Here is a 24,301-nt window from a genome sequence, read left to right as displayed (position 1 = left end):
AATTCCGATTGCAATTGCATCACCGCACCCCTCCTCTCCCGGATGATCATTGGTCGATTGCACAGAAAGAAACCCATGATATTGCAAAAACCGCAGTTCAGCGCACCAGGCGTCGTTTGGCCGAGCATCGCTATCCAAAACGGCGAACCGCGGCAGCCTTGACAACAAGGCGGTCGAGCAACAGGCTATAGAAGGCATAGCCAGCATTCGACCGGTCAAATCGCTGCGCAGATTCTCGCCACTCAATCGGTCGGAAATCTGCCGCCAGGACGAAAGGTTGAGATCATGGTAGCTCCTGTTGCTGAGGGAACTCAGACAACTTCCGCAGGAATCGTCTTCGATGCGCTCATCGGGCGCCTCAGCTACGACGAGGAATTCGCAAACGCACTCACCGCGAACCCTGGCGACATGCTCGACCTCGCCGGCCTGCACCTCGACAAGTCGAGCGTCGAACTGTTCATCAAGAGTGACCCGCAGCGCTTCGACCTCATCTGCGACCGACTCGCGGAACTGGTTCACCCCGACGTGATCGTCGCGGTGTCGGCGCCTACCTGCGACTGAGCGACTGGGCGCCCGGCCGAATTTCTTTTGGCCGGGCGCTTTCGGCCGCTTGGTCCTTCCATGACCAGGTGTCCGATCTGCCCGCTGCTCCAGTGACTGCTTTGAGGAGGACGTCATCGTGGCGCGCATTGCTCTAGTAAATCTTGCCAGTATGCCGATGCCCGGGAACGAGCCCATCTTCCCTATCGGCGCGCGCTGCTTGCAGTCCGCGCTCGAACTGGCCGGACACGAAACCCTCCTGGTGGACTTCGTCGAGACACCGAAGGCCTTCGACGATCTGTCCTGGGCCTCGCAGCACTGGGACGTCATCGGCTTCTCGATCCGGAACATCGACCCCATCGACCTGGCCCGCGAAGGCTTCGTTCGCTACTACCAGCAGTTCATCCAGCGGGTCCGCGAGGCGGTGGGCTCGGCGGCGCCCGTCATGGTCGCGGGCGGGCCCGGCTACAGCCTGTTCGGCAGCGCCCTGCTCAAAAGGCTCCAGCTGGATGTCGGCGTGGTGGGCCCGGGCGAGACGGCAATGCTGGACATCGCCACCGATCCGGAGAAGTACCGGGGCTCAGGACGCAACCTCACCGGCGGACGTTACGAAGGCTTCCTGACCGACCGCCTCGACCATCCGGCCGCCCTCCTCCAGGCCTACGCCGGCTCCTCCACCGCCATGATCGGGATCGAGACGAAACGCAAGACCTGCTACCAGGAATGCGTGTACTGCCCGTACGCCCACATCAGCGGTGACAATCTCGGCGACCTCAAGCCCATCTCCCTGATCGAGCACGAGATCCGCGGGATATACGAGGCGGGAGTGCGCCGGATCTTCTTCACCGACGCCATATTCAACAGCGAGATCCGATTCGCCAAGCAAGTGGTCGCCCTGCTCGCCGACCTCAAACTGCCCGGCCTCACCTGGACCGGTTACTTCGCACCGCGGCCGTTCGACGACGAATTCGCCGAGCTGGTCGCCGCCAGTAACGTCGAATCGGTCCTGATCTCCCCGGACAGCCTGGACGTCGCCATGATGGGGCGACTGGGCAAGCGTTTCGACACCCGGCACGTCACCCGGTTCATCGAGCGCTGCCGCGCACACGACCTCAAGACCCGCGTCAATCTGGTCTTCGGCGGTCCCGGCGAGACCGAGGAAACGGTCCGCGTATCGGCCGAATACGTGAACGCGCACCTGCGCACCGGGGAGCCGGTCCTGAACATCGGTTTCCGGGTCCTTCCGGCCACTGCCCTGGCCCGCCAGGTCGGAATTCCGGACGACGACCTCGTCGAACCGACTTTCTACCCGTTGGACCCCGACCTGTTCGGCTGGGTGATCAAGTACTTCGATGGCCAGTTCCTCCCCAACGAACGGCTGTTGCACATCATGGTCGGCAACATCGCCAGCAAGAAGATGACCAAGGTTCCCTATCCCGAGGAATCGGCCGAAATCGCGCCGACCGGATTCCCCTATCTGGCACTGACCCGGAGGCCCGCGGATGCTTGATACCGCGTCCGGGTCCGCACTTCCACGGTCGCCGGAGGACGTGCAGGTCCTCGGCCCCGCCGACCTGCGGGACGTTGCCGACCTGGTGGCCGGGCACCGCTTCACCGATGCGATCCTCCACGCGGAGCTGTCCGACCTCGACCGCTACCGGTGGATGGGACGACGCCGGCCCGACGGCGGTCTTGCCGCAGTGCATCGTTCACTGCGCTGGGGCGACTACCTGTTCCTCAAGGGCGTCTTCGTCCATCCCGAGGCCCGCGGCGGTGACCACGCCCTGCGTCTCGCGTTCGCACTGCGCCGCCTGGCACAACGAGCAGGACTGCGCGGGATCGCCGCCTGGGTCTCCGAAGGCAGCCCGGCCCAACTCGTGCTTGCCGAGCGATTGCGACTGCGGCGGGCCGGCGACCCGCTCCACCTGTTCGCGCTGCCCTTTGCGGCCCTGCCGGAAGGCGAAAAGACCGGAGACGGCCCGCCGTCACCGTCCTTTGCGCTCGGGCGGATCGAGGACCTTCTTTCCCCCGACCGCGGCAAAGGGCCGGGGGAAGCTCTGGTGCCGGATCTGCTGCCCGTCCCGCCCTTGACCGGCAGCCCCCCGATCGCCGCCCACCGGGCGGTTCTCGATCGGGACCGCCTGCTCCTCGGTGCGCTTCCCTGCGCAGCGGTGAGTGACGTCGCGGCTCTCCTGGCGGAACTCGCGCCGTTCGCCACCGTATTGGACATGCCGGAGATCGAGATTCCGGTGCCGCTTTCGGCCATCACGCTCATGCTGTGGCTGGGCGGTCGCAAGGGGCGGCGGGTGAGCGGTCGGCCGGTCCACGTCGGCCGATACGAATTCTGACCTCAGAAGGGACAAGCGATGGGAACACAGGCTCCCGAAGCCGCTCAGCGAGGCGCCCAGGACGGATCGAACGCGGTCGCCGAACTCCTTGACGACTACCCCGCCGTACGCGACGGCCAGTGGCTGTATCTCGTCATACCGAGGTCCATGCACGCCATACGTGTTCCGGCTGACCAGGAGGCGGCCGCCCCATGGCGTCAGGTCCTGGCCGACTACCCCTCCCTGCGGGACACACGGCTGTACCGGCGTCAACCCGACCCCTGGGGCGTCACCCTGGTGGTCGGCCACCGGTGCAACCTCAGCTGTGTGTACTGCTTCAGCGAAGTGGGCCACAGCACCGCGAGTCTGGAAGCGGACCGCATGCTGGCCATCGTCGACCACACCCTGGAGCGTCGACCCGGTCCGCAGAACAAGCTGTTCGGGGTCAACTTCTTCGGCGGGGAACCCACCCTGGCCATCAGTGACATCGAGAAGGTGGTCGAGCACACCGAACGGGCGTGCGCGGCCAAGAACGTCACTCCCTACTTCACGATGGTCACCAACGGCACCGCGCCTCTCGCGGTGCTGCAGTACCTGGTGGACCACCGTTTCACGCTGACCGTGTCGATGGACGCGGCGCCGAAACGCCAGGGCGAGCAGAGGATCTACGGCAAGCGCCACAACGTCGGCCAGACCATGGACACCATCAGGTTCCTCGCGGAAGCCGGTGTCCCCTACCGCGTCCGGTCCACGGTCACCGGCGAGACCGTGCACCACATGGGAGAGACCGTCGGGTTCTTCGCCGACCTCGGCGCCAACTTCGTCCACTTCGAGCCGGTCGGACCGGTCGGGACCACGACGCCGGGACGGCTGTCCCGCTACTCCGAACCCTCGGCCGAGGACTACGCGGAGAACCTGCTGCGCGCCATGGACGTCGCTCGGGGCATCGACGCCAGCGTCTTCAGTTACGCCTTCCAGCACCTGCTGTCCAGCCCGCCCCGCTCCTACTGCGGACCGATGAGCAGCGGGGACTCCTACCACGTCCTCAACGCCACCGGCGAGCTGATCATGTGCCCCGAGATGCAGGACCCCGCCCGCAACAAGCAGTACGGCCACAACGTCGGGCAGGCCACCGACCGCAACGTGGTGTTCGTGGACCTGCTGCGCAAGGACCAGATCGGGCAGGCGGCGCTGCCGTCCCAGCACCAGTCCTGCCAGACCTGCTACGCGCGCGACATCTGCGACAGCGGGTGCCCGTCACGCAACATCCAGGCCACCGGCAGTCTCACCAAGCTGGACCGGTACTCCTGCGCCGTCGCCAAGCGGGTGTGCGCGGACGTCCTGCGCCGCTTGGCGGTCGAGACCTTCCGTTCCGTGGAACCGACCGCGGAGCCGCTGGTGAAACCCATCTCGCTGCCCCGGGAGCTCTGCTCCGTGCCGCTGGTGGGCAGCGCGATCGGCATCCTGCAACGGGCCAGGGTCGTGTTCGCCCTGACCGGAGAGCGCCTCGACCCGGCCGTCGACACCGAGATCGCCCGGCTCACCCGGCTCGGAGCCACCCTGTGAGTTCCATGCGCTCGTGGCCGAATCCCCTGGTGCCGGTGGGGGATCGGCCGCCACCCATGGAGGAGGGCGTGCGCCTGGGTGCCGCCAACCTCCGCAGGGCACTTCGCCGGTTGGGCACGGACCGGGCGCCGGTGCCCGGCACTTCGACGGTCGAGCTCCGCCTCGGTGCGCGGACCACCACCATGGTGGTGCACGTGCCCGAGTCGGCGGGCCCTCGCCCGCCGGCCCTGATCGTGCTGCACGGCGCCGCGAACACCGGGGCCAGAATGCTGCCGTCCTTCGTCGGGATCAGCGAACGGCTGGGCATGGTGCTGCTCTGCCCGGACGCGCAACTGCTCGACGACGTCGTGGGGAAGCTGGACGTGAGCGGCGTCTTCGCCAAGCACTTCCGCCACCCGCGGTGGAGCGGCCGCGACGACGACTTCCCGGTGGCGGCCCTGCGTTGGGCTCTGGAACACCTGGACGCGGACCCGGACCGTATCGTGCTGGCCGGCGTGTCCATGGGCGGACTGGCGTGCTGGAACCTCGCCATGCGGGGGTGGCCGCGGTTGGCGGCGGCGGTGCCGATCAACGGCGCCCTGTCGATGTGGGAAGCGTTCGGCAGCGACCGGCGCACCCGCTTCCTGCTGCACAACGTGCTGCCGCTACCGCTGTTCGTCATCCACGGCGCCCAGGACAAGCGCATCCCCCCGCAGTTCGACCGGACCTCCGTGACGCAACTGCGCGAGGCCGGCCACCAGGCACTGACCTACGTCGAAGTCCCCGACGGCGACCATCCACTCGGTTCGCTGCACTTCGAGGACGACGGCGAGCTGGTCGCGAGCCTGTCGGCCTGGTTGAGGGACCGTCGGAGAGAACCGGATGTGGCACACGTGCGCCACCGCGCCCTCGACGACCGGCACGGCAGGGCCCACTGGGTCGCCCTGTCGGGTGTCGACCCGGCGGGCGCCGAGGTGACCGCGGAGCGCACCGACGACGACGCGTACGACCTGCGGGCCGAAGGCGCGGAGCAGGTCCGGCTCTACCTGACGAGTGATCGGCTCGACGCCGGGCAACAGGTCCGCGTCGTGGTCAACGGCGAAACCTCGACCGTCCGCTTCCGTCCCAGTGTCGACACGGTGTTCCGTACCCACCGCCGGCACTGGGACCCCGCACTGACCGCGGAGGCGGTCGTGACCCTGGACGTGCCCGGTTCGGCGCCGCGTCCCCGTGACGATCCGGAGGAAGAAAGCCCCAGCGATGCTGACACGATCTGAAGTCCGACACGCGCTCCGGTCCGTCGGCGCGGACCAGGAGGCACTGTTCGCCGAGGCGAGCCGGCTGAGGGATGAGAACTTCGACCGGGCGGTGCTCCTTCGCGGGGTCATCGAGATCACCAACGTGTGCCGGGTGAACTGCGACTACTGCCCGATGCGGCGGGACAACCTCGCTCACCTGGACCGCTTCGTCATGAGTCCGCAGCAGATCCTGGAGCGCGCGGAGCACATCCGCGGCGCGGGTATCGACATCGTCATGTTGCAGGGCGGCGAGACGCCGAGTCTCTTCCCCACCCTGCGCGAGGTCATACCGGCCCTGCGGCGCATGTGGGACGGCCAGGTGGAGATCCTGCTCAACCTCGGCAACTTCTCGCGCCGACAGTACGAGGAATTAAGGGAGTTGGGCGCCAACAGCTATATCATCAAGCACGAGACCAGTGATCCCGTGCTCTTCGAGCAGATGCGCCACGAGAAGCTGGACGCGCGGCTGGAACGGATAAGGACCCTGCTGGACCTGGGATTCAAGGTGGGCACCGGTCTCATCTCCAGCCTCCCCGGGCAGAGTCTGGAAAGCGTGATCGACGACATCGAACTCGTCGGCGAGTTGGGTGTGCAGATGTGCAGCGTGAGCCCGTTCGTCCCGGCTCCGGACACCCCGCTGATGCTTTCTCCCACCGGCGACCTCCAGCTCGCGCTCAACGTCATCGCGACCCTGCGGGTCTGCTATCCGGGCCTTCTCATACCGTCGGTCAGCGCCCTGGAGAAGACCAGTTCCGGCGGGCAGTCCCTCGGTCTGGCCGCCGGAGCGAACGTGATGACCAGCAATTTCACCGGCGACGCCAACGCGGAGCGGTACCTGATCTACGGAAAGGAACGGTTCGTGGTCGGTCTGGATCACGTGCGGGCCGTGATCGACAGCATGGGGCTGGCCGTCCGCGGGTCGGCCTTCCTGCCCGAGGGGGCAGAGTGACCCCTCGGAAAGAACGGCGGCCGCCCCTCGAACGGCGGCTGATCCTGTCCTTCGGAATCCTGTCGCTGGGCACCGGCATGTCCACCTCGGTGCTGGCCGTCTACCTGGTGCGGCAACTCCATGCGAGCGCGGGCGCCTTCGGTGTGACGATGAGCCTGGCGGCCTTGTGCGGCATGGTGTCCGGCCCGCTGGCCGGCCGGCTCGCGGACAACGGCAGCGCCCGGCGCACGTATGCCGGGCTGGTCTGCACGATGGCCGTCGCCACCGGACTGCTCGCGGTCGTGAACGCCTGGACGGCGTTCGTGCTGATCTGCCTGCTCTTCATCTGCGGTCGGGGCAGCGGCGCCGTCATGGGCGCGCTCGTACGGCGAGAGGTACCCGCCGACCGTCGGGTGCGCTACCGGGCCATGGTGAAGACCGTGAGCAACGCGGCCATGCTCATCGGTCTGAGCCTCGGAGGCGTCGTCCTGTCGCTCGACTCGCGCCCGCTGTTCCGGACCGCCTTCGTCGTCGAGGCCCTGACCCTGTGTACCGCGGGCTTCCTCGTCGCCACCGCACCCAGCGGAACACCGCAGCCCCGGGCCGCCGACGCACCGAGCGGCCAGAGCGCCGGTGCGGGCGCGGCACCCGAACCGGGCAAGTCGGGACGCCGCATGGTGTACCGGGACGGCCGCTTCCTCGGTCTGGCGGGGCTCAACGCGTTCCTGCTCCTCTACTCGTCGGTGTTCTCCGTCGCCCTCCCCCTGTGGATCTCGGCCCAGGCGTCGTCACTGCTGTGGCTGGTCTCGGTCGTCTCCGCCCTCAACATCGGCGTCGTGCTGCTGCTGCAGGTTCCGGTCTCCAAGAACCTGAGCGGCGCGGTCGCCGCGGTGCGGGCCGGGCGACGCGGCGGCATCCTGCTGGGCGCGGGCCTCGCGATGTTCGCGGCCGCCGGTGCCGTGCACGGCACCGGACCCAAGGTGGCGGCGATCATCCTGCTGGGTCTGCTGGTGGCAGGCGGCGAAGTGCTGTACTCGGCCGCGTCCTGGGAACTCGTCTACACGCTCGCGCCCGCCGAGTCCGTGGGGGAATACCAGGGCGTCTACAACATGGGCCTGGACGTCAGCATGCTGGTCGCGCCCGCACTGTTCGGCTGGCTGGCCGCTGACCGGCACACCGCCGCATGGATGGTGATGGCGGGACTCTTCGTCGCCTGCGCGCTGGCCCTGCGCCCGATCGCGGGCCGGGGCCCCCAGCCGGACCCCAGTGACGCGGAGCCGGACCGCGATGTGGCGGAGGCCGTCCGATGACCGCCCCCGGCGCACCGGCGACGCGGCGCGAACTGGCCGCGCTCCTCACCGAGGCGGGCGGCCGTCTCGACGACACCGGGATGGAGGAACTGCGGCCGCTGGTCGACGACTACGTTCAGCGGCTGGACTCCGCGGGTGCCGGTGAACGCGCGGTGATCGCGGTGACGCAGGAGCGGGCGGAGGACTTCTTCGCGGTCGTTCTCGCGGCCTGGCAGACGGACTCCGTACCGCTGTTGTGCGAAAGCCTGACGGACGCGCCGCTCGGTCCGCTCGGCGCGGAGCTGTCGCCGTCGGCGCGCGTGTGCCGGCCGGTGGGCTCCGACGTCGCGGCGGAAGGGGATTCGACCGCCATACTCCACATGACATCGGGTTCGACCGGCCCGCCCAGGATCGCCAGGCGCAGTTGCGGCAGCGTGCTCAACGAGGCCGCCGGGTACCGCACACGGCTCCCGCTCGGCCCCGACGACACCGTGTACGTGCCGACCCCGTTGACGCACTCCTACGGCTGGGGGATCGCGTTCGCCGCGCTCATGGCCGGCTCCCGGCTCGACGCGCGCCGCCTCGTGCACGCCCGACGGGCCGCCGCCCGAGCCGGAGCCTCGAGCGTCGTGGCGCTCACGGCCCCGACGGCCGACCTGCTCGCCGCCACGCCGGCGACCGCGTCCGCGGGGCCGCGGATCGCGATGGTCGGCGCCAGCCGCGTCAGCCGCGACCTGGACGAGCGGTTCGCCGCGAGGTTCGGCGTCCGGCTCACCCGGAACTACGGGTGTTCGGAGACCGGCCCGACCTTCATCGGCTCGGCCGGGCTGCCGGAAGGAGCCATCGGCACTCCCATGCCGGGGGTCACGGTGCTGGCACCGGACCCGGGAGCCGAAGGCGAGCTGCGCCTGCTGCTGGACGCGCCGGTCGAGGGCTTCCTGGGCGCGGCCGATCCGCCCCGGACCCGATGGGACACCGGCGATCTGGTGCGGCGGGGACGGGACGGCGTGGTGACGTTCGTGTCCCGGCTGCACCCCTCGGCCCGGCTCAACGACCGGACCGTGGACCTCGACGGACTCTGCCGCGCGATACGTCACGTACCCGGTGTCGTCGAGGTGTTTCCCGTCGTCCTGGTCCGCTCCGCCGGTGAGACCGAGGACCTGTACGCCGTCGTGCAGGGCGAGGGCGTCGACCGGGCCCAGGTGGAGCGGAGCCGTTCGACGTTCCCGGCCGGCACGGGCTCCGTCCGGCTGGTCCACTGCGACGAGTTGCCCGTGACGGCCGGCGGAAAGGTCGACCGGGCCCACGTCATCAAGCTCATCGACGCGGAATGGCCGGGACGATGAGCGGGCCCCCACCGGACCGGGACCGGGCGCGGGAGACCAGGCGTGCGATGGCCCGGATCGTCGCGGCCAGGCTCGAACGCAGTGGGGTCCGCGGAATCCCGACCGACGCTCTGTCGGATGACCCGCGGCTCAGCCAGGCCGACTTCGCGGCACTGGGACTCAACTCCGTCGACTGGATGGGCCTGGCGACCGAGGTGGAGGACGCGTTCGGGATCGAGCTCCCGGACGAGGTGCTGCTGGACCCGGAGCACCGCTCGGTCGCGGGATGGAGCGAGCACGTGCACCACCTGATCCGGCCGCGGACGGCCACCGTGGCTGAACCGGAGCGCGGCATCGACGACGATGCGCGCGGGAAGAAGGGCGATCCATGCGAATGACAGAGCGCGGCGAGCGCTACGTGGTGTACGACGACTTCCTCCCCCCGGCGGTCTTCGACCAGGCGGTGGAGCTGATGGAGCGCTCGGCTCTGGGCGAGACCGGAAGCGTGATCTCCGCCGAACTCGACGGCCCGGCGCACCGGACCCGGGGCATGCACTTCCCCGCGTCCATCGGCGAGACCCGGACCAGTGGACGGCCCGCGGTGTTCACCCGCATCACCCAGGCCGTGCGCACCGAGACCGGGCTGTTCGGCGCGGCCGGTATCGACTGGGACCGGCTCACCTTCACGTTCTGGCAGTACCCCGCCAACAGCCGGCTGGGCTGGCACAACGACGCCGGGCGCGGCCGTCGCGGGGAGTACATCCTCTATCTGCACCGCGAGTGGGACATCTCGTGGGGTGGTGAGTTGATGCTGATCGACCATGAACCGCGCACCCTTCTCCCCGCGGCCGGCAACGGGCCGGACCCGGAGGAGACCACCGCGAGCGGCTCCGCGGGCCTGGTGAACAAGATCCTGCGCACGTGCGAGCGGAGCCCCGTCGCCGTACTGCCCCGGCCCAACCGCCTGGTCATGGTGATGTCGGACACCCTGCACACCATCCGGAGAGTGGACCACACCGCGGGTGAGAACCGGCGCTGTTCGCTGACCGGCTTCGCCTACCTCAACAGGAAGTTCCAGCCGGATTCCGAGCGCAACCGGGATCTGGCCAGGAACTCCATCCTGAACAGCACCACCCCCTGAGACGAGGGCGCAGGCCGGACGTCCGCAGGGTGTGTCCGCATCCGTCACCACTGTCCCCCTTCCCTCTCCGGAGGAATGCCCGTGAACGCATCACAGCCCGTCGTCACCGACAGGCGGCGGTTGCATGTCGTGTCCCAGGAACTGGCGCCGCGCAGGCTGGAGTCGGACGGCGCCGGACGGCGCTACGCGACCTTCGAGGTCCGGCCGCTGTCCCCTCTCATCGGGGCGGAGATCCGCGGGGTCGACCTCGCCCGGCCGGTGGACGCCGACACGCTGACCGAACTGAGACGGGCGTTCCTCGACTGGAAGGTCCTCTTCTTCCGCGACCAGACGCTCACCGCCCGTCAGCAGGCCGCGTTCGCCCGGAACTGGGGGGAACTGCAGGCGGCCCACCCCCAGCGCAGGGCCGAAATCGACGAAGTGGCGCGGCTGGAGCACGACCGGGACAACCCCGGAAGTGAGAACGTCTGGCACAGCGACGCGTCGTTCTACGAGGCACCGCCGCTCGGCGCCGTCCTGCGCGCCGTCGACCTGCCGCCGCTCGGCGGTGACACCTTGTGGGCCGACACGGCCGCCGCCTACGACGGGCTCCCGCAAGACGTCAAGGAGCGCCTTGACGGGCTCCGGGCGGTCCACGAGCTTCCCGCGGCGAGCGGCAGCATCGCCGTCCTGCTCAGGAGCATCAACGCGCGGAGCGGCCGGCCTCCGGTCGAGCATCCCGTGGTCCGCACGCATCCGGAGACAGGTCGCAAGTCCCTCTACGTGAATGCCGCGTTCACCTCCCACCTCGTCGGTCTCCCCGACGACGAGAGCGAAGAACTCCTCGGCTTCCTGCTCCATCAGCTGTCCTACCCGGAGTACCAGGTGCGCTTCCGCTGGGAGGCAGGGTCCGTGGCCTTCTGGGACAACCGGACCACCGTTCACTACGGGGTCAACGACTACTTCCCGCAACACCGTCTGATGGAGCGCGTCGTCATCGCCGGCGACCGTCCGGAGTGACCGGGACAGCACCCGCCGGCCGGTCACCCCCTGCCCGTGACGGGTCGTGGGGGCGAGGGCGAGCGTGTCGGTGGTCATCGGGCAACCTTCTCGATGGTGTCCGCGGGGGTGCTGTGGTACTCCACGGCGTCGTGCGTGAGTTGCATGAACGCGGTCTCCAACGAGACGGACTGCGGGGCGAGTTCGTACCGCGCGATACCGAGCCGCCGGCCCATACCGAGGGAGAAGGCGCCGACCCGCTTGTGGGCCACGCTGCCCAGCCCCGCCGGCTCGATCACCTCGTCCACCCGGCGGCGCGGGATGCCGTGCGTGTGGGCGAGCGCCATCAGGTGCCCGAACGCGCTCCGCCCGGGGTGGACCGCCTTGGCGTCCAGCAGGACACCGATCTCCCGCAGCGGGGCCCGATGCTGTGCGTACGAGCGACCGCCGACGGTGACCGAGCCCTTGGTCGGCGCGTCCGAGCCGACGATCATGCGCATGGTCGTGGACTTTCCCGCGCCGTTCGGCCCGAGGAAGCCCACGATCATGCGCATGGTCGTGGACTTTCCCGCGCCGTTCGGCCCGAGGAAGCCCGTCACCTCGCCCGGCCGCACGGAGAACGACAGCCGGTCGACCACCGTCTTGTCCCCGTACCGCTTGGTCAGCCCGCGCGCTTCAATCATCCCTGTGGTCCTCTCGCGTCTCACGCCCGGTCGCGAAGCCTGCCGCGACCGGCCTCTTCGACGCTACGAGCACGAGCGGCCGTCTCCCTGGAACCACGGGCGACCCTTCGCAGGCCCACTGGTACCGCGGTACCAGTGGGCCCTCATCAAGCGGAATGACCGGCCGTGCCCGCCCACCTGTTCCGGCTGGCGGTGATCCGCCGCCGCGCGACGCCGGGGACCGTCGCGACGGGTCGCGCGCCTATCCGCGCCCGGTCGCCTGCTCGTCACCCGCAGATCGCCTGCCGCTCACCCCGACTCGGCAAAGTTGGCTGTACAACTTGACCGACCCGACCCACCGAGGGGAACAGCATGGCGGCGCAACCAGCGGTCGTACCTGCCACTCGTCACCTGTCCGCACGGATCACCGCCCTGCCGGCGGCCTGGCTGCGGGACAACTGCCCGTGTCCCGAGTGCCGCGATCCGCGCACCGGCCAGAAGCTCTTCCAGATCACCGATCTGCCGCGGGGACTCGCCGTCGAGGAGGTGGTGGAGCCGGGCCCCGACTCGCCCTGCGTAGAGGTCGGATGGGCACCGGACGGCCACCGGTCCCCGTACACCGTCGGCTGGCTGGACGCCCACCGCCCCGCGGACTCCCCCCTCACCGGGGACCGGCGCACCGAGACGGGGAAGGAGCTGTGGAGCGCGGCGGATCTGGCGGGGCGCCTGCCGGAGGCGGCCTGGGACGACTACCTCGCCGACCCCGCCCGGCGCGCCCGGGTGCTCGAAGCCTTGCAGCGGCTGGGCTTCGCCCTGCTGCGCGAGGTGCCGGTGCGGGAGGGCCAGGTGCTGGCGGTCGCCGAGACCTTCGGTCACGTCCGGCAGACCAACTACGGCCGGCTCTTCGACGTCAGGGTCGAGCCGGACCCCAACAACCTCGCCTTCACCTCGGCGCGGATCACCCCGCACACGGACAACCCCTACCGCGACCCGGTCCCCACCGTGCAGTTGCTGCACTGCCTGGAGAACTCCGCGTCCGGCGGCGACTCCGGGCTCGTCGACGGCTTCCACGCGGCGGCGCTGCTGCGGGCGGAGGACCCCGAGGCGTTCGCGGTGCTGACCGGTACGCCCGTCCCGTTCGTCTTCCGTGACGACCGCACCGAACTGCGCGCGGACCGCCCGCTGATCGAGGTGGACGCGCGCGGACGGATTCGCGAAGTCCGTTTCAACAACCGGTCGTTCGGCACGGTACGGCTGCCCGCGGCGGAGCTGGACGCGTTCTACGCCGCCTACCGCGCCTTCGGCGAACTGCTGCTCCGGCCCGGCCTGCAACTGGACTTCCGGCTGGCCCCGGGCGACTGCCTGGTCTTCGACAACACCCGCCTGCTGCACGCCCGTACCGCGTTCGCGCAGGACGGCTCCCGGCACCTGCAAGGCGCGTACGCCGACCTGGACGGGCCGGCGAGCTGCCTCGCCGTACTGCGCCGGGCGGATTCGCCGGCCCCGCTGGCCGCGCTCTTCGACGGGGCCGGGGCGGCGGAGTACCTGGGCGAAGAGGTCACCATGGCCGCGCACATGCTCCAGGCGGGCGCGCTGGCCGAAGCCGCCGGCGCCCCGCCGCACCTGGTGGCGGCGGCCCTGCTGCACGACGTCGGCCACTTCGGCGAGCACGCGACGGGCGCCGAAGCGACGGCGGACGCCGACCCCGCAGCGGACACCGACACCGACGTCACGGAATACGGCGACACCCGGCACAGCCACACCGGCGCCGACCTCCTCGCCCGCTGGTTCGGGCCCGAGGTCACCGAACCGGTACGGCTGCACGTCGCCGCGAAGCGGTACCTGTGCACGGTGGAGCCGGGCTACCGGGAGGGCCTGTCCGCCGCCTCCGAGCACACCCTGCGGCTGCAGGGCGGCCCCATGACCGAGGCGCAAGCCGCCGCCTTCGCCCGCCGGCCGTACGCGGCCGACGCGGTGGCCGTACGCCGCTGGGACGAGCAGGCCAAGGAACCGGGCGCCGCCGCACCGGAGTTCGGCCACTTCCTGCCGCTGCTCACCTCGCTGCTGCACGGGTAGCGCCCTGGCCACGGGGGGCGCCGCGCCCGGCCGGTCGGGCGGGAGCGGCGCACCACGCCGTCGGGGGTCAGGGCGTACGGCGGTGGCGACGGCCGAGCGCCGACGCGGCTATCGAGTTGTGCACCGTGAACGCGACGGTGCCGGGAAGGTAGCGGTCCTCCGACCACTCGACGGGTGCCCCGACCGGGTCGGTGGAGCGGCGGCGCTCGCGCAGCAGCGCCTGCCCCTCGCCGCATTCCAGCAGCCGGGCGTCGTCGGTGTCGGCGAGCACGAGGTCGATGGTGTGGTCGGCGTCGGCGAACACCACCCCCTGCTCCTGGAGCGGTTCGGTGTGCGAGACCGCGTCGGCGGGGATACCGGCCACCAACTCCCCCACCCACACCGGGTAGACGCTGCGTTCGACCATCACCGGGCGGCCGGACAGCGTCCGCACCCGCAGCACGACGACGACCTCCGCGCCCGGTTCAAGGCGCAGTTGCTCCCTCTCCCGCGCGTCGGCGGCCCGCCGCTCGATCCGCTCCACCCGCCCGCCGGGCTCCTCGCCCACCGAGCGCGCCCAGCTGGTGAAGCTGACCAGCTCCGCGAAGCTCTGCACGCGCGTCGTGGCGAGCACCACCCGCCGGGTGCCGCGGCGGGAGGTGACCAGGCCGTCGGCGCGCAGCGACCCGAGGGCCTGCCGGATGGTGCCGCGGGAGACGCCGTACCGCTCCGCCAGCGCGCTCTCGGCCGGGAGCTTGCCGCCCGATCCGTACTCGCCGGCGGCGATCGCCTCGCGGAGGTCGGCCGCGACCCTGCGATAGAGCGTGCCCTTCCCCGGCACCGCGCTGTCACCTTGCAACGTCGCTCCTCGTCACCGCGCCACGGTCGAGCCCTTCCGCTCCGCTGGACCCTATCCGCTCTCCGTCACCAGGCGTCCCCCGCGACGGACCGCCGGCGCCGCCCGGACGCCGACATTTCGCCACCGTCTCCCGGCCGTCGCCGTGCCGTTCACCCGCCGGACACGGGCGTCGGGCGTACTGGCGAAAGTTGTACAGCCAACCTCGGCGTTCGTTCCGTCGGCGGTCATCCGACCCGCCCTCCGCGCGCCGCTCCCCAGGAGGAATCCCGTGACAGTCCCTCGTGTCCGCGTTGCCGCCATGGCCGCCGGGCTCACCGCCGCGGCGCTCGCCCTGACCGGGTGCGGCTCCGCCTCAGGCACCGCGGCCTCCGCGGGCGGCAGCGGCAAGAGCGCGGCGACCGCCGCCTCCGCGGCGGACTTCGGCGGCATGCCCGCCCTGGTCGCCGCCGCCAAGAAGGAGGGAACGCTCAACGCCATCGCGCTTCCCCCGGACTGGGCCAACTACGGCGCCGTCATCAGCGCCTTCGAGAAGAAGTACGGGATCAGGGTCGCCGACGAGAACCCGGACGGCGCCAGCCAGGACGAGATCACCGCGATCACCTCGCGCAAGGGCCAGGGCCGCGCCCCCGACGTGGTCGACCTGGGCAACTCCTTCGCGCTGAAGGCCGCCTCGCAGGGCATCCTCGCGCCCTACAAGGTCGCCTCGTGGGACGACATCCCCGCCGCCCAGAAGGACCCGGGCGGCCTGCGCTACGACGACTACGGCGGCTACGTGTCCATCGGGTGCGACGCCAAGGCGGTCAAGGAGTGCCCGACCACCTTCGCCGACCTGCTCAAGCCGCAGTACAAGGGCAAGGTCGCGATGAACGGCGACCCCACCAAGTCGGGTTCGGCGTTCGGCGGCGTCTACGCGGCCGCGCTGGCCAACGGCGGCTCGCTGGACGACATCCAGCCCGGCCTGGACTTCTTCCACAAGCTGAAGGCGAACGGCAACTTCAACCCGGTGGAGTCCACGCCGGCGACCGTCGAGAAGGGCGAGACGCCGATCAGCATCGACTGGGACTACCTCAACGCCGGCTACGCCAAGGAGTTCGCGGGCAAGGGCCTGGACTGGCGGGTGGCCGTGCCGGCCGACGGCCAGTACGCCCAGTTCTACAGCCAGGCGATCAACAAGTACGCCCCGCATCCGGCGGCCGCCCGGCTGTGGGAGGAGTTCCTCTACAGCACCGAGGGCCAGAACCTGTGGCTGCAGGGCTACTCCCGCCCGGCGGAGCTGCCCGCCATGACGCAGAAGGGCACCGTGGACAAGGCCGCCGCCGCGAAGCTCCCGGCGGTCTCCGGCAGCCCGCGGTTCCCGACCACGGCCCAGGTCGACGCGGCACAGAAGGCCGTGCTCGCCGGCTGGGCCAAGGCCGTGAGCTGACCGGCACCATGACCACGGCTCGCGCCGGGACCGCTGCCGCCCCCACCCCCCGCAAGGCCACTCCCCGCAAGGCCACCTCCCGCGAGGCCGGCCCCCGCCGCCGGCCGCGCGCCGCCGGGTGGCTCGCCGTCCTGCCGCTGATCGTCTTCGTCCTGGTGGTCTTCGGGCTGCCGGCCTTCGCGATCGTCACCAACGCCTTCAGGACGTCGGCCGGCACGCCCGGCGGCCGGCACTGGACCACGGACAACCTCAGCCAGTCGGTGCACGGCGCCTACCTCACCGCGCTGTGGGGCAGCGTCAAGCTCTCCGCCCTGACCGCCGCCGTCGGCGTGCTGGCCGGCCTGCCGCTCGCGCACGCCGTCGTGACATCGCGCTTCCGCGCGCTGCGGGAAGGCGTGCTCGCCGCCTCCGGCGTGCTGGCCAACTTCGGCGGCGTGCCGCTCGCCTTCGCCTTCGTCGCCACCCTCGGCAACTCCGGCGAGCTGACCCGCGCCCTGAATCTGGGCGGGCACGGCTGGAGCCTGTACTCCTTCACCGGCCTGAGCGTCGTCTACCTGTACTTCCTCGTGCCGCTGATGGTGCTCACCATCACCCCCGCGCTGGACGGCCTGCGGGCCCAGTGGCGCGAGGCGGCACAGAACAGCGGCGCCACCAGCCGCCAGTACTGGCTGCACGTCGCCCTGCCGGTCCTCGCCCCCTCCCTGATGGGCGGCTTCGTCCTGCTCTTCGGCAGCGCCTTCGCCGCCTACGCCACCGCGGCCGCGATCGTCGGCAGTTCCGTGCCGCTGATCACCCTGCAGATCGCCAACGCGCTGTCCGGCAACGTGCTGGCCGGACAGGGCAACGTGGCCCTGGCGCTGAGCCTGGACATGATCGTGATCGCGGGCGCGGTGATGGCCCTGTACATCCCCCTCCAGCGCAGGAGCGCACGATGGCTGCACTGACCCCGCCGGCCGCCGGCGCCGCGCGGCCCGCGCGGGCACCCGGCGGCCGCCGCCGGCCCCGGCTGTGGCGCGGGGTCGTGGGCCTCGTCGCCGCGCTGTACTTCCTCGGCCCCATGGTCTTCTCGGTGCTCTTCACCGTGGACGTCCCCGGCCAGGGACTGACCCTCGGCTCCTACCGCGGGATACTCGGCGCCGAGGGCTTCGGGAGCAGCCTGCGGCTGACCCTGGAGCTGGCCGCGGCCACCACCGCGGTGACCCTGCTGCTGCTCGTGCCCGCGCTGATCGCCGTGCGCCTGACCGCTCCCCGGCTGCGGGTGCTGGTGGAGGTGCTCTGCTCGCTGCCGCTGGTGGTGCCCGCGGTGGCGCTGACGGCGGGCATCAGCTCGGTGTTGCAGTGGGGTCCCGACGACTTCGCCGACACCCCGCTCTTCCAGACCTTCAACGCCGTCCAGAACCCCGGCTTTCCGGTGGTCCTGCTGCTCGCCTACGTACTGATGGCCCTGCCGCTGGCGTACCGGACGCTGGACGCCGGGCTGCGCGCGGTCGACCTCACCACCCTGGTCGAGGCCGCCCGCAACTGCGGGGCGAACTGGCCGCGCGCCGTCGTCCAGGTGGTGCTGCCGAACCTGCGCGGCGCCCTGCTGAACACCTGCTTCCTCACGCTGGCCCTGGTGCTGGGCGAGTACACCGTCGCCTCGATCCTCGGCTTCCGGCCGTTCGCGGTGTGGATCGTCTCCCTCGGCGGCAGCGACGCGCAGATGTCGGTGTCGGTCTCGGTGCTCAGCCTGGTCCTCACCTGGGTGCTGCTGCTGGTGCTCGCCGCCGCCGGGCGCGGCCGATCGGCCCGTGCCTCCGCCGGCACCCGTACCTCCCGCGGCGAGCGGAGCGATCGCGGCCCCCGCGGCGCCCGCACCGCACCGACGCCCACCGCCGAGGAGAACTCATGACCGCCACCACCGCGGCAGCCCAGGCCGCCGCGCACGCGCCGGGAACCGGCGGCGCCACCGTCGAACTCCGCGGCCTGCGCCGTACGTTCGGGAGCACGGTGGCGCTGGACGGGCTGGACCTGGCCGCCGGGCCGGGCGAACTGCTGGCGCTGCTCGGCCCGTCCGGCTGCGGCAAGACCACCGCGCTGCGCATGGTGGCCGGTTTCGAGCATCCGGACGCCGGCGACGTGCTCGTCGACGGCGAGGACATCACCGGCGTGCCCGCCCATCGGCGCGGCGCGGGCATGGTGTTCCAGTCCTACAGCCTCTTCCCACACCTGACCGCCGCCGGGAACGTCGCCTTCGGGCTGCGGATGCGGGGCGCCGGCAAGGCCGAACAGCGCGGCCGGGCCGGTGAGTTGCTGGACCTGGTAGGCCTGGCCGACCTCGCGGGGCGCTACCCGCACCAGCTGTCCGGCGGGCAGCAGCAGCGGGTCGCGCTGGCCCGCGCGCTGGCGCTGGAACCGCGCGTACTACTGCTGGACGAGCCGCTGTCCGCTCTCGACGCCAAGGTCCGGCTGGCGCTGCGCGAGGAGATCCGCCGGCTCCAACTCGACCTGGGGATCACCACGTTGTTCGTCACCCACGACCAGGAGGAGGCGCTGTCGATGGCCGACCGGGTGGCCGTCCTGCGCGCCGGGCGGCTCGAACAGGTAGCGTCCCCCGCGGAGTTGTACGCCCGTCCGGCCACCGCGTTCGTCGCGGAGTTCGTCGGCACCATGAGCCGCATCCCCGCGGCCAGGGCCGGCGGCGGCCCACAGGTCGAGGTGCTGGGCGCACGGCTGCCGGTGCAGGGCGAGCTGCCCTCCGACGGCGAACTGGACGCCCTGGTACGGCCCGAGGCCGTGCGGGTCACCGCCGATCCGCGCGGCGCCGCGCGGGTGGTCGCCGCGTCCTTCCTCGGCGCGGTCACCCGGGTCACCGTGCGCCTCCCGGACGGCACCGAGGTAAAGGCCGACGTGCCCACCGAGAGCGCCGCCGCCTTGCCGCTGGGCTCGCCGGCCGCGCTCACCCTGCCCGAGCGTCCCGTGCTGGTGGACCGCCGGGCCGCCTGACCCGCTGCCCGGCCGACTCCGAACTCCCCCTCCAGGAAGGGCATTCGTGCACTCCCGTACCGTCCGGCTCCGTCCCGCCGCCGTCCTGTTCGACATGGACGGCACCCTCGTCGACACCGAGCACCTGTGGTGGCGGGCCGTCACCGAGATCGCCGACCGGCTCGGGTACCGGTTGACCGACGCCGACCTGCCGGAGGTGGTGGGCCGCCCGGTCGGGCACACCGCCGGGTATCTCCACCGCGTCGTCGGGCCGGCCGTCACCGAGGCGAGGATCGCCGCGGAACTCGACGACGCCTTCGCCGCACGCGTGGCCGGCGACGTACAGCCGCAGCCGGGCGCGCTGCGGCTGCTGGCGGAACTGCGGGACGCCGGGGTACCCGCCGCCCTGGTCACGGCGTCCCCCCGGCGGGTGGTCGACCTGGTGCTGCGGACGCTGGGGGCGGACTGGTTCGCGCTGACCGTGGCGGCCGAGGACACCGTCCGCCCCAAGCCCGACCCGGGACCGTATCTCGCCGCGGCGGCCCGGCTCGGGGTGCCGCCCCGGAGCTGCGTCGCGGTGGAGGACAGCCCGCCCGGCCTGGCCTCCGCGCGGGCGGCCGGCTGCCGGGTGGTGGCGGTACCGTCCACGGTGCCGCTCGCGCCGGGGGCCGGCGTCCTGGTGGTCGGGAGTCTGGAGGAGGTCGACCTGGCGCTGCTCTCCTCGCTCGACGCCGCCGGGGTCTGATGCCGCCGCACCCGCCGCCGGGCCCGACCAGTTCCACGGGAGTCACGTTGCCCTACCTGCTGCTCGCCCTCGCCATCGCCTGCGAGGTCTGCGCCACCAGCTGCCTGAAACTCACCGACGGCTACACGCGGTTGCTGCCCACCGTCGGCGTGGTGATCGGCTACGTGGTCTCGTTCGTCCTGCTGGGGCGGGCGCTGACCCGGATACCGGTGTCCGTCGCCTACGCCGTCTGGTCGGGGGCCGGCACCGCGGCGGTGGCGGCCATCGGAGCGGCGGCCTTCAACGAGGCGCTGGGGTGGCCCCAGTGGACGGGCATCGCCTTGATCATCGTCGGCGTCGTGGTGCTGAACGTCCACCGCGCGTGAGCGTCGGACGTGAGCGTGGCGCGTGAGCGTCGGACGTGAGCGCACCCCGGCCTCACCCGCCCGCGTGCCCGCGTGCCCGTTCGATCCGGCCTCCGGCCTGCCCGGCCCGGTCTCCGGCCCGAATGGCGGGTGAGATGTTGCCGCGCCGGGGGGCCGTGGTGACGATGAGCGGGACGTCACCCCGGTACCGATGAGCGCGGGGCCGAACCGCGCCGGTCACGGCGAGCGGAAGGAGCCCGTGCGATGAGGGTCATGCTGAGTGCCCGAATGGACACCCAGGTCGCCAACAAGGCGATCAAGAACGGCGCCATGGAAAAGCTCATGCAGTCGCTGGCGGAGCAACTCAAGCCCGAGGCCGCCTACTTCTTCGCCCGCGAGGGCGAGCGGTGCTCCCTCTTCGTCTTCGACATGCAGGACAGCTCGCAGTTGCCCGGCATCGTCGAGCCGCTCTTCGAGGAACTCGGCGCACGGATCGAGATCCAGCCGGTGATGAACGTCGAGGAGCTCCGGAAGGGCCTCGCCGCCGCGCGCTGACCGCCCCGGGGCCTCCACGTCCACGGCCGCCCGCGTACGGAGCCGCTCGCCGAGCGGCCTCGTACGCGGGCGGCTCCATGACGCGGGGCGGCCCGGTACGCCTCGGGCCCCGCCCACTCGGCCCGCTCCCTCCGCCTACCGCCCCGCTCCCGTCGGTCAGAGTTCATCTGCGACCGGTGTGCCGCTCACCCGCGCGCTGCTGAAATGAATGGCGCCGGCGAGCAACAGGACGTGTCACAGGGCGACTTGGAGGTCCGAGCTGATGAAACTCCGGTATGCGGGAGGTGCGACCGCGGCGGTCGCCGCCGCGATGGCGCTGCTGCTGCCGCAGGCGGCGTACGCGACCACATGGACCAGGCTCCCGGACTACTCCACCTGGACCGGGATCACCGCGCTGGAGCGCGGGCAGGGCATCGCGACCGACGGCACGTACTTCTACTACTCGGGCACCTACAGCCTGGACAAGGCGACGGTCAGCGGGAACCAGGAGACCGCCTCCAACGCCCTGGCGATCCCCACCGCGTTGAGCGGCCCCTACGGCTCCGACCACATCGGTGACATCGACGTCTACGGCGGATACGTGATCGCCCCGCTGGAGGACGGCAGCGACTACCAGCACCCGCTGCTGGCGCTGTACAACACCGGCGACCTGAGCTGGACCGGGCGCTACGTCCAGTTGCCGCTGGCGCTGCTGCCGGGCGGCGTGCCGTGGGTGGCCGTCGACGCGGCGGCCGGGCTCGTCTACACCGCGGCGTGGAACCAGGACGCGGCCCTGGGCACCGACGAGTTGGTCGCCTACCGGCTCGCCGACCTGCTGTCCCTGCCGGCCGGGGCGGCGCTGCCGGTCGCCCGGACCGTCCGGCTGTCGCGGCCGCTCAGCCGAATCCAGGGCGCGGCCATGCTGAACGGCGTGCTCTACGCCTCGGTGGACGGCGACGGCGACAAGGCGGTGTACGGGATCGACCCGTCGACCGGTGCGGTCACCCGCGCCTTCTCGCAGGACGTCCAGCCCGACGACGAGGTCGAGGGGATCGCGGCGCTGGACCTCGGCCCGAGCGGCGGCCAGCTGCACGTCCTGAACGTGGGGTCCGGCTGGAAGTCGATCTTCCTCTACCTCCAGCACTACCAGCCGGCGGGCTGACCTCGCCCGTCTCCGCCGGCGCCGGCCCACCGCCGGCGCGGGCCGACGCCGTACACCAGCAGCACTGCCGTCACGGGGGACGAGCGACGGCGTAGCGCGGAACGGCCGGCGTACGCGGCGACGTACCGGCGTCCCGGCCGGGGCGCGGCGTGACGTTCGTCTCCGTCGTATGACAGCGGTCACCGTCCCGTCACAGGCGGCGCACAGCGGAAACCCCCGCGGGCGCCTCGCTGTCCTCATGAGTGTCAGCCGATGCAAGTGACCAGCTCATCGCTAGGGGAAACCATGATCCGCCGTACCGCACTCGCCACCGTCGCCCTGGGTTCCGCCGCTCTGCTCCTCACCGCGTGCGGCTCGTCCCACTCCGCCGCGAGCGGGCCGGCGAACGGTGCCAAGGCCTCCACCGCCGGTTCCGCGGCCCCCTCGAACCCGGCGAGCCCGGCGACCCCGGCGACTCCCCCGAGCAGCCCGGCCGGCGCCGGGAACGCGCCCGCCCCGAACGCGGCCGCGCCCACCACCGCACCCGCGCCCGCGCCCACCACCGCCCCGGCCGTCGCGCCCGCCGCGCCCGCTGCCGCGACCAAGACGGCGAAGCCGATACACACCCAGACCCTGGTGGACGGCAGCAAGGCCGAGATCTACAAGCTCGGCGACGAGCACTACCTCGCCAAGGTCGTCAACAACGGCGAGCTCTTCGTCACGCTGGAGACCCACGGCCACGACGCCGGGCTGGACGCCAACGACATGTTCCTCGAGCTCTCGCTGGACGGCACCCTCCACTCCTGGATGGGCGGCGGGAAGCAGGGCCCGGGCACGTTCAAGCTCGCGGGCGGCTGGACCGCCAAGGTCACGAAGATCGGCGAGCTGCGCTACCGCGCGCAGATCCTCGGCAACGAGGGCGAAGTGGACGCCACGGTGGAGACGAACCAGCACGACGTCGGGCTCGACGCCAACGGCATCTACATCGTGCTCAGCGACGGCGGCATCATCAGCGCCCACGCGTGACCGCCGGTCCGGACGGTGCCGGCGGGCCGCCGCGCGGCGATCGCACCGCGCGGCGGCCCGCCGGCACCGTGACCTGAGCGTTTCGGGCGGCCCGGGGAATCAATCAGGGCCGCCGAACGCTGTCCAGTAGGTGAAGAAGATCGGATTCCTCTCCTTCGGACACTGGTCGCCGAACCCGCACTCCGAGACCCGCACCGCCGCCGACTTCCTGCATCAGTCGATCGATCTCGCGGTCGCCGCGGAAGAGTTCGGCGCGGACGGTGCGTACTTCCGGGTGCACCACTTCGCGCAGCAGGCGGGCAGCCCCTTCCCACTGCTCTCGGCCATCGGCGCGCGGACCTCGAAGATCGAGATCGGCACCGGTGTGATCGACATGCGGTACGAGAACCCGCTGTACATGGCCGAGGAGGCCGGCGCCGCCGACCTCATCTCCGGCGGGCGGCTCCAACTCGGCATCAGCCGCGGGTCACCGGAGCAGGTGATCGACGGCTGGCGCTACTTCGGTTACGCCCCCGCCGAGGGCGAGACCGCCGCGGACATGGCCCGCCGGCACACCGAGGCGTTCCTCAAGGTGATCGAGGGCGACGGCTTCGCGCAGCCGAACCCGCGCCCGATGTTCCCCAACCCGCCCGGGCTGCTGCGGGTCGAGCCGCACAGCGAGGGGCTGCGCGAGCGGATCTGGTGGGGTTCGGGCTCGAACGCGACCGCCGTGTGGGCCGCGCGGATCGGGATGAACCTGCAGAGTTCCACCCTGAAGGACGACGAGACGGGCGAGCCGCTGCACGTCCAGCAGCGCAAGCAGATCGAGGCGTACCGCGAGGCGTTCCGAGCGGCCGGCCACCAGCGCACCCCGCGGGTGTCGGTCAGCCGCAGCATCTTCGCCCTGACCAACGACCTGGACCGGGCCTATTTCGGCCAGGACCGCGAGTCGCGCGACCAGGTCGGCATGATCGACGACACGACCAGGGCGATCTTCGGCCGGTCGTACGCCGCCGAGCCGGACGCGCTGGTCAAGCAGCTCCGGGAGGACGAGGCGATCCAGGCCGCGGACACCCTGCTGCTGACCGTCCCGAACCAGCTCGGGGTGGATTACAACGCGCATGTGCTGGAGAGCATCCTCACCCACGTGGCCCCGGAGCTCGGCTGGCGCTGACCCGCCCACCCGGGCTGCCCCGGC

23 protein-coding genes and 1 pseudogene are annotated in these 24,301 nt (G+C 71.3%); 22 read left to right on the top strand and 2 right to left on the bottom strand.

Annotation, left to right across the window (positions count from 1 at the left end):
- Nucleotides 1-285 precede the first annotated feature (285 nt).
- The 11 genes from OG370_RS29225 (at nt 286) to OG370_RS29175 (ending at nt 11,392) form a co-directional block, all read left to right on the top strand.
- Nucleotides 286-561 carry a hypothetical protein gene (locus OG370_RS29225; protein WP_328469445.1) on the top strand — a complete coding sequence of 92 codons (276 nt, stop codon included), beginning with the start codon at nt 286-288 and terminating at the stop codon, nt 559-561.
- Nucleotides 562-679: 118 nt separating this feature from the next.
- Complete coding sequence (locus tag OG370_RS29220) at nt 680-2,050, top strand: B12-binding domain-containing radical SAM protein (RefSeq protein ID WP_328469443.1); 1,371 nt, start codon at nt 680-682, stop codon at nt 2,048-2,050.
- A complete protein-coding gene (locus OG370_RS29215; protein ID WP_328469441.1) occupies nt 2,043-2,888 on the top strand; it encodes a GNAT family N-acetyltransferase in 846 nt (281 codons plus the stop codon). Before OG370_RS29220 ends, OG370_RS29215 begins: the two co-directional genes overlap by 8 nt.
- A gap of 18 nt (nt 2,889-2,906) precedes the next feature.
- Nucleotides 2,907-4,433 (top strand): radical SAM/SPASM domain-containing protein, encoded by a 1,527-nt coding sequence (locus tag OG370_RS29210; protein WP_328469439.1) that lies wholly within the window; start codon nt 2,907-2,909, stop codon nt 4,431-4,433.
- A gap of 68 nt (nt 4,434-4,501) precedes the next feature.
- Nucleotides 4,502-5,689 (top strand): CocE/NonD family hydrolase, encoded by a 1,188-nt coding sequence (locus OG370_RS29205; protein ID WP_328469437.1) that lies wholly within the window; start codon nt 4,502-4,504, stop codon nt 5,687-5,689.
- Nucleotides 5,673-6,659, top strand: a complete 987-nt coding sequence (locus OG370_RS29200) for a biotin synthase BioB (protein ID WP_328469435.1) — start codon at nt 5,673-5,675, stop codon at nt 6,657-6,659. Before OG370_RS29205 ends, OG370_RS29200 begins: the two co-directional genes overlap by 17 nt.
- Nucleotides 6,656-7,948, top strand: a complete 1,293-nt coding sequence (locus tag OG370_RS29195; protein ID WP_328469433.1) for an MFS transporter — start codon at nt 6,656-6,658, stop codon at nt 7,946-7,948. Before OG370_RS29200 ends, OG370_RS29195 begins: the two co-directional genes overlap by 4 nt.
- Nucleotides 7,945-9,273, top strand: a complete 1,329-nt coding sequence (locus OG370_RS29190) for an AMP-binding protein (RefSeq protein ID WP_328469431.1) — start codon at nt 7,945-7,947, stop codon at nt 9,271-9,273. The genes OG370_RS29195 and OG370_RS29190 overlap by 4 nt, the downstream gene beginning before the upstream one ends.
- 47 nt (nt 9,274-9,320) lie before the next feature.
- Nucleotides 9,321-9,650, top strand: coding sequence for an acyl carrier protein (locus tag OG370_RS29185; RefSeq protein WP_328469429.1), 330 nt, complete (start codon nt 9,321-9,323; stop codon nt 9,648-9,650).
- The gene (locus OG370_RS29180) at nt 9,641-10,393 is read left to right on the top strand and encodes a 2OG-Fe(II) oxygenase (RefSeq protein ID WP_328469427.1); all 753 of its coding nucleotides are present in this window, start codon (nt 9,641-9,643) and stop codon (nt 10,391-10,393) included. Before OG370_RS29185 ends, OG370_RS29180 begins: the two co-directional genes overlap by 10 nt.
- An 81-nt stretch (nt 10,394-10,474) precedes the next feature.
- Nucleotides 10,475-11,392, top strand: coding sequence for a TauD/TfdA dioxygenase family protein (locus OG370_RS29175; RefSeq protein WP_328469425.1), 918 nt, complete (start codon nt 10,475-10,477; stop codon nt 11,390-11,392).
- A gap of 164 nt (nt 11,393-11,556) precedes the next feature.
- Here the strand turns inward: OG370_RS29175 and OG370_RS29170 are convergent.
- Nucleotides 11,557-12,054, bottom strand: a pseudogene (locus OG370_RS29170) (ATP-binding cassette domain-containing protein); the annotation flags it as partial.
- Between the two features lie 351 nt (nt 12,055-12,405).
- Between OG370_RS29170 and tmpA the strand changes: the two are divergent.
- Complete coding sequence (tmpA, locus tag OG370_RS29165; RefSeq protein WP_328469423.1) at nt 12,406-14,109, top strand: 2-trimethylaminoethylphosphonate dioxygenase; 1,704 nt, start codon at nt 12,406-12,408, stop codon at nt 14,107-14,109.
- A gap of 67 nt (nt 14,110-14,176) precedes the next feature.
- On the opposite strand, the gene OG370_RS29160 is transcribed toward tmpA, so the two are convergent.
- Nucleotides 14,177-14,947, bottom strand: coding sequence for a GntR family transcriptional regulator (locus tag OG370_RS29160; protein WP_328469421.1), 771 nt, complete (start codon nt 14,945-14,947; stop codon nt 14,177-14,179).
- Between the two features lie 298 nt (nt 14,948-15,245).
- Between OG370_RS29160 and OG370_RS29155 the strand changes: the two genes are divergently transcribed.
- From OG370_RS29155 to OG370_RS29110, 10 genes are all read left to right on the top strand, one after another.
- The gene (locus OG370_RS29155) at nt 15,246-16,370 is read left to right on the top strand and encodes an ABC transporter substrate-binding protein (RefSeq protein ID WP_328474508.1); all 1,125 of its coding nucleotides are present in this window, start codon (nt 15,246-15,248) and stop codon (nt 16,368-16,370) included.
- A gap of 8 nt (nt 16,371-16,378) precedes the next feature.
- Nucleotides 16,379-17,314 carry an ABC transporter permease gene (locus OG370_RS29150; protein WP_328469419.1) on the top strand — a complete coding sequence of 312 codons (936 nt, stop codon included), beginning with the start codon at nt 16,379-16,381 and terminating at the stop codon, nt 17,312-17,314.
- A complete protein-coding gene (locus OG370_RS29145; protein WP_443060766.1) occupies nt 17,302-18,261 on the top strand; it encodes an ABC transporter permease in 960 nt (319 codons plus the stop codon). The genes OG370_RS29150 and OG370_RS29145 overlap by 13 nt, the downstream gene beginning before the upstream one ends.
- The gene (locus OG370_RS29140; RefSeq protein ID WP_328469417.1) at nt 18,258-19,355 is read left to right on the top strand and encodes an ABC transporter ATP-binding protein; all 1,098 of its coding nucleotides are present in this window, start codon (nt 18,258-18,260) and stop codon (nt 19,353-19,355) included. The genes OG370_RS29145 and OG370_RS29140 overlap by 4 nt, the downstream gene beginning before the upstream one ends.
- A 46-nt stretch (nt 19,356-19,401) precedes the next feature.
- Nucleotides 19,402-20,079, top strand: coding sequence for an HAD family hydrolase (locus tag OG370_RS29135; RefSeq protein ID WP_328469415.1), 678 nt, complete (start codon nt 19,402-19,404; stop codon nt 20,077-20,079).
- Between the two features lie 47 nt (nt 20,080-20,126).
- Nucleotides 20,127-20,444, top strand: a complete 318-nt coding sequence (locus OG370_RS29130) for a DMT family transporter (RefSeq protein WP_328469413.1) — start codon at nt 20,127-20,129, stop codon at nt 20,442-20,444.
- 252 nt (nt 20,445-20,696) lie between these two features.
- The gene (locus OG370_RS29125) at nt 20,697-20,978 is read left to right on the top strand and encodes a hypothetical protein (protein ID WP_402451203.1); all 282 of its coding nucleotides are present in this window, start codon (nt 20,697-20,699) and stop codon (nt 20,976-20,978) included.
- Nucleotides 20,979-21,240: 262 nt separating this feature from the next.
- On the top strand, nt 21,241-22,119 hold the full coding sequence (locus tag OG370_RS29120) for a hypothetical protein (RefSeq protein ID WP_328469409.1): 879 nt from the start codon (nt 21,241-21,243) through the stop codon (nt 22,117-22,119).
- Nucleotides 22,120-22,404: 285 nt separating this feature from the next.
- Nucleotides 22,405-23,124 carry a hypothetical protein gene (locus OG370_RS29115; RefSeq protein WP_328469407.1) on the top strand — a complete coding sequence of 240 codons (720 nt, stop codon included), beginning with the start codon at nt 22,405-22,407 and terminating at the stop codon, nt 23,122-23,124.
- A gap of 130 nt (nt 23,125-23,254) precedes the next feature.
- Complete coding sequence (locus tag OG370_RS29110; RefSeq protein ID WP_328469405.1) at nt 23,255-24,277, top strand: LLM class flavin-dependent oxidoreductase; 1,023 nt, start codon at nt 23,255-23,257, stop codon at nt 24,275-24,277.
- Nucleotides 24,278-24,301 lie beyond the last annotated feature (24 nt).

This window comes from Streptomyces sp. NBC_00448, assembly GCF_036014115.1.
Classification (GTDB): Bacteria; Actinomycetota; Actinomycetes; order Streptomycetales; family Streptomycetaceae; genus Actinacidiphila.
The sequence above is the reverse complement of the archived record's forward strand: the minus strand, read 5'-3'. Positions and strand labels throughout refer to the sequence as shown.

Excerpts from the sequence above, each read along its gene's own strand:
- OG370_RS29225 (WP_328469445.1), top strand. The coding sequence starts at position 286 with ATGGTAGCTCCTGTTGCTGAGGGAACTCAGACAACTTCCGCAGGAATC.
- OG370_RS29215 (WP_328469441.1), top strand. The coding sequence starts at position 2,043 with ATGCTTGATACCGCGTCCGGGTCCGCACTTCCACGGTCGCCGGAGGAC.
- OG370_RS29210 (WP_328469439.1), top strand. The coding sequence starts at position 2,907 with ATGGGAACACAGGCTCCCGAAGCCGCTCAGCGAGGCGCCCAGGACGGA.
- OG370_RS29200 (WP_328469435.1), top strand. The coding sequence starts at position 5,673 with ATGCTGACACGATCTGAAGTCCGACACGCGCTCCGGTCCGTCGGCGCG.
- OG370_RS29190 (WP_328469431.1), top strand. The coding sequence starts at position 7,945 with ATGACCGCCCCCGGCGCACCGGCGACGCGGCGCGAACTGGCCGCGCTC.
- OG370_RS29185 (WP_328469429.1), top strand. The coding sequence starts at position 9,321 with ATGGCCCGGATCGTCGCGGCCAGGCTCGAACGCAGTGGGGTCCGCGGA.
- OG370_RS29180 (WP_328469427.1), top strand. The coding sequence starts at position 9,641 with ATGCGAATGACAGAGCGCGGCGAGCGCTACGTGGTGTACGACGACTTC.
- tmpA (WP_328469423.1), top strand. The coding sequence starts at position 12,406 with ATGGCGGCGCAACCAGCGGTCGTACCTGCCACTCGTCACCTGTCCGCA.
- OG370_RS29155 (WP_328474508.1), top strand. The coding sequence starts at position 15,246 with ATGGCCGCCGGGCTCACCGCCGCGGCGCTCGCCCTGACCGGGTGCGGC.
- OG370_RS29150 (WP_328469419.1), top strand. The coding sequence starts at position 16,379 with ATGACCACGGCTCGCGCCGGGACCGCTGCCGCCCCCACCCCCCGCAAG.
- OG370_RS29145 (WP_443060766.1), top strand. The coding sequence starts at position 17,302 with ATGGCTGCACTGACCCCGCCGGCCGCCGGCGCCGCGCGGCCCGCGCGG.
- OG370_RS29140 (WP_328469417.1), top strand. The coding sequence starts at position 18,258 with ATGACCGCCACCACCGCGGCAGCCCAGGCCGCCGCGCACGCGCCGGGA.
- OG370_RS29125 (WP_402451203.1), top strand. The coding sequence starts at position 20,697 with ATGCTGAGTGCCCGAATGGACACCCAGGTCGCCAACAAGGCGATCAAG.
- OG370_RS29120 (WP_328469409.1), top strand. The coding sequence starts at position 21,241 with ATGAAACTCCGGTATGCGGGAGGTGCGACCGCGGCGGTCGCCGCCGCG.
- OG370_RS29115 (WP_328469407.1), top strand. The coding sequence starts at position 22,405 with ATGATCCGCCGTACCGCACTCGCCACCGTCGCCCTGGGTTCCGCCGCT.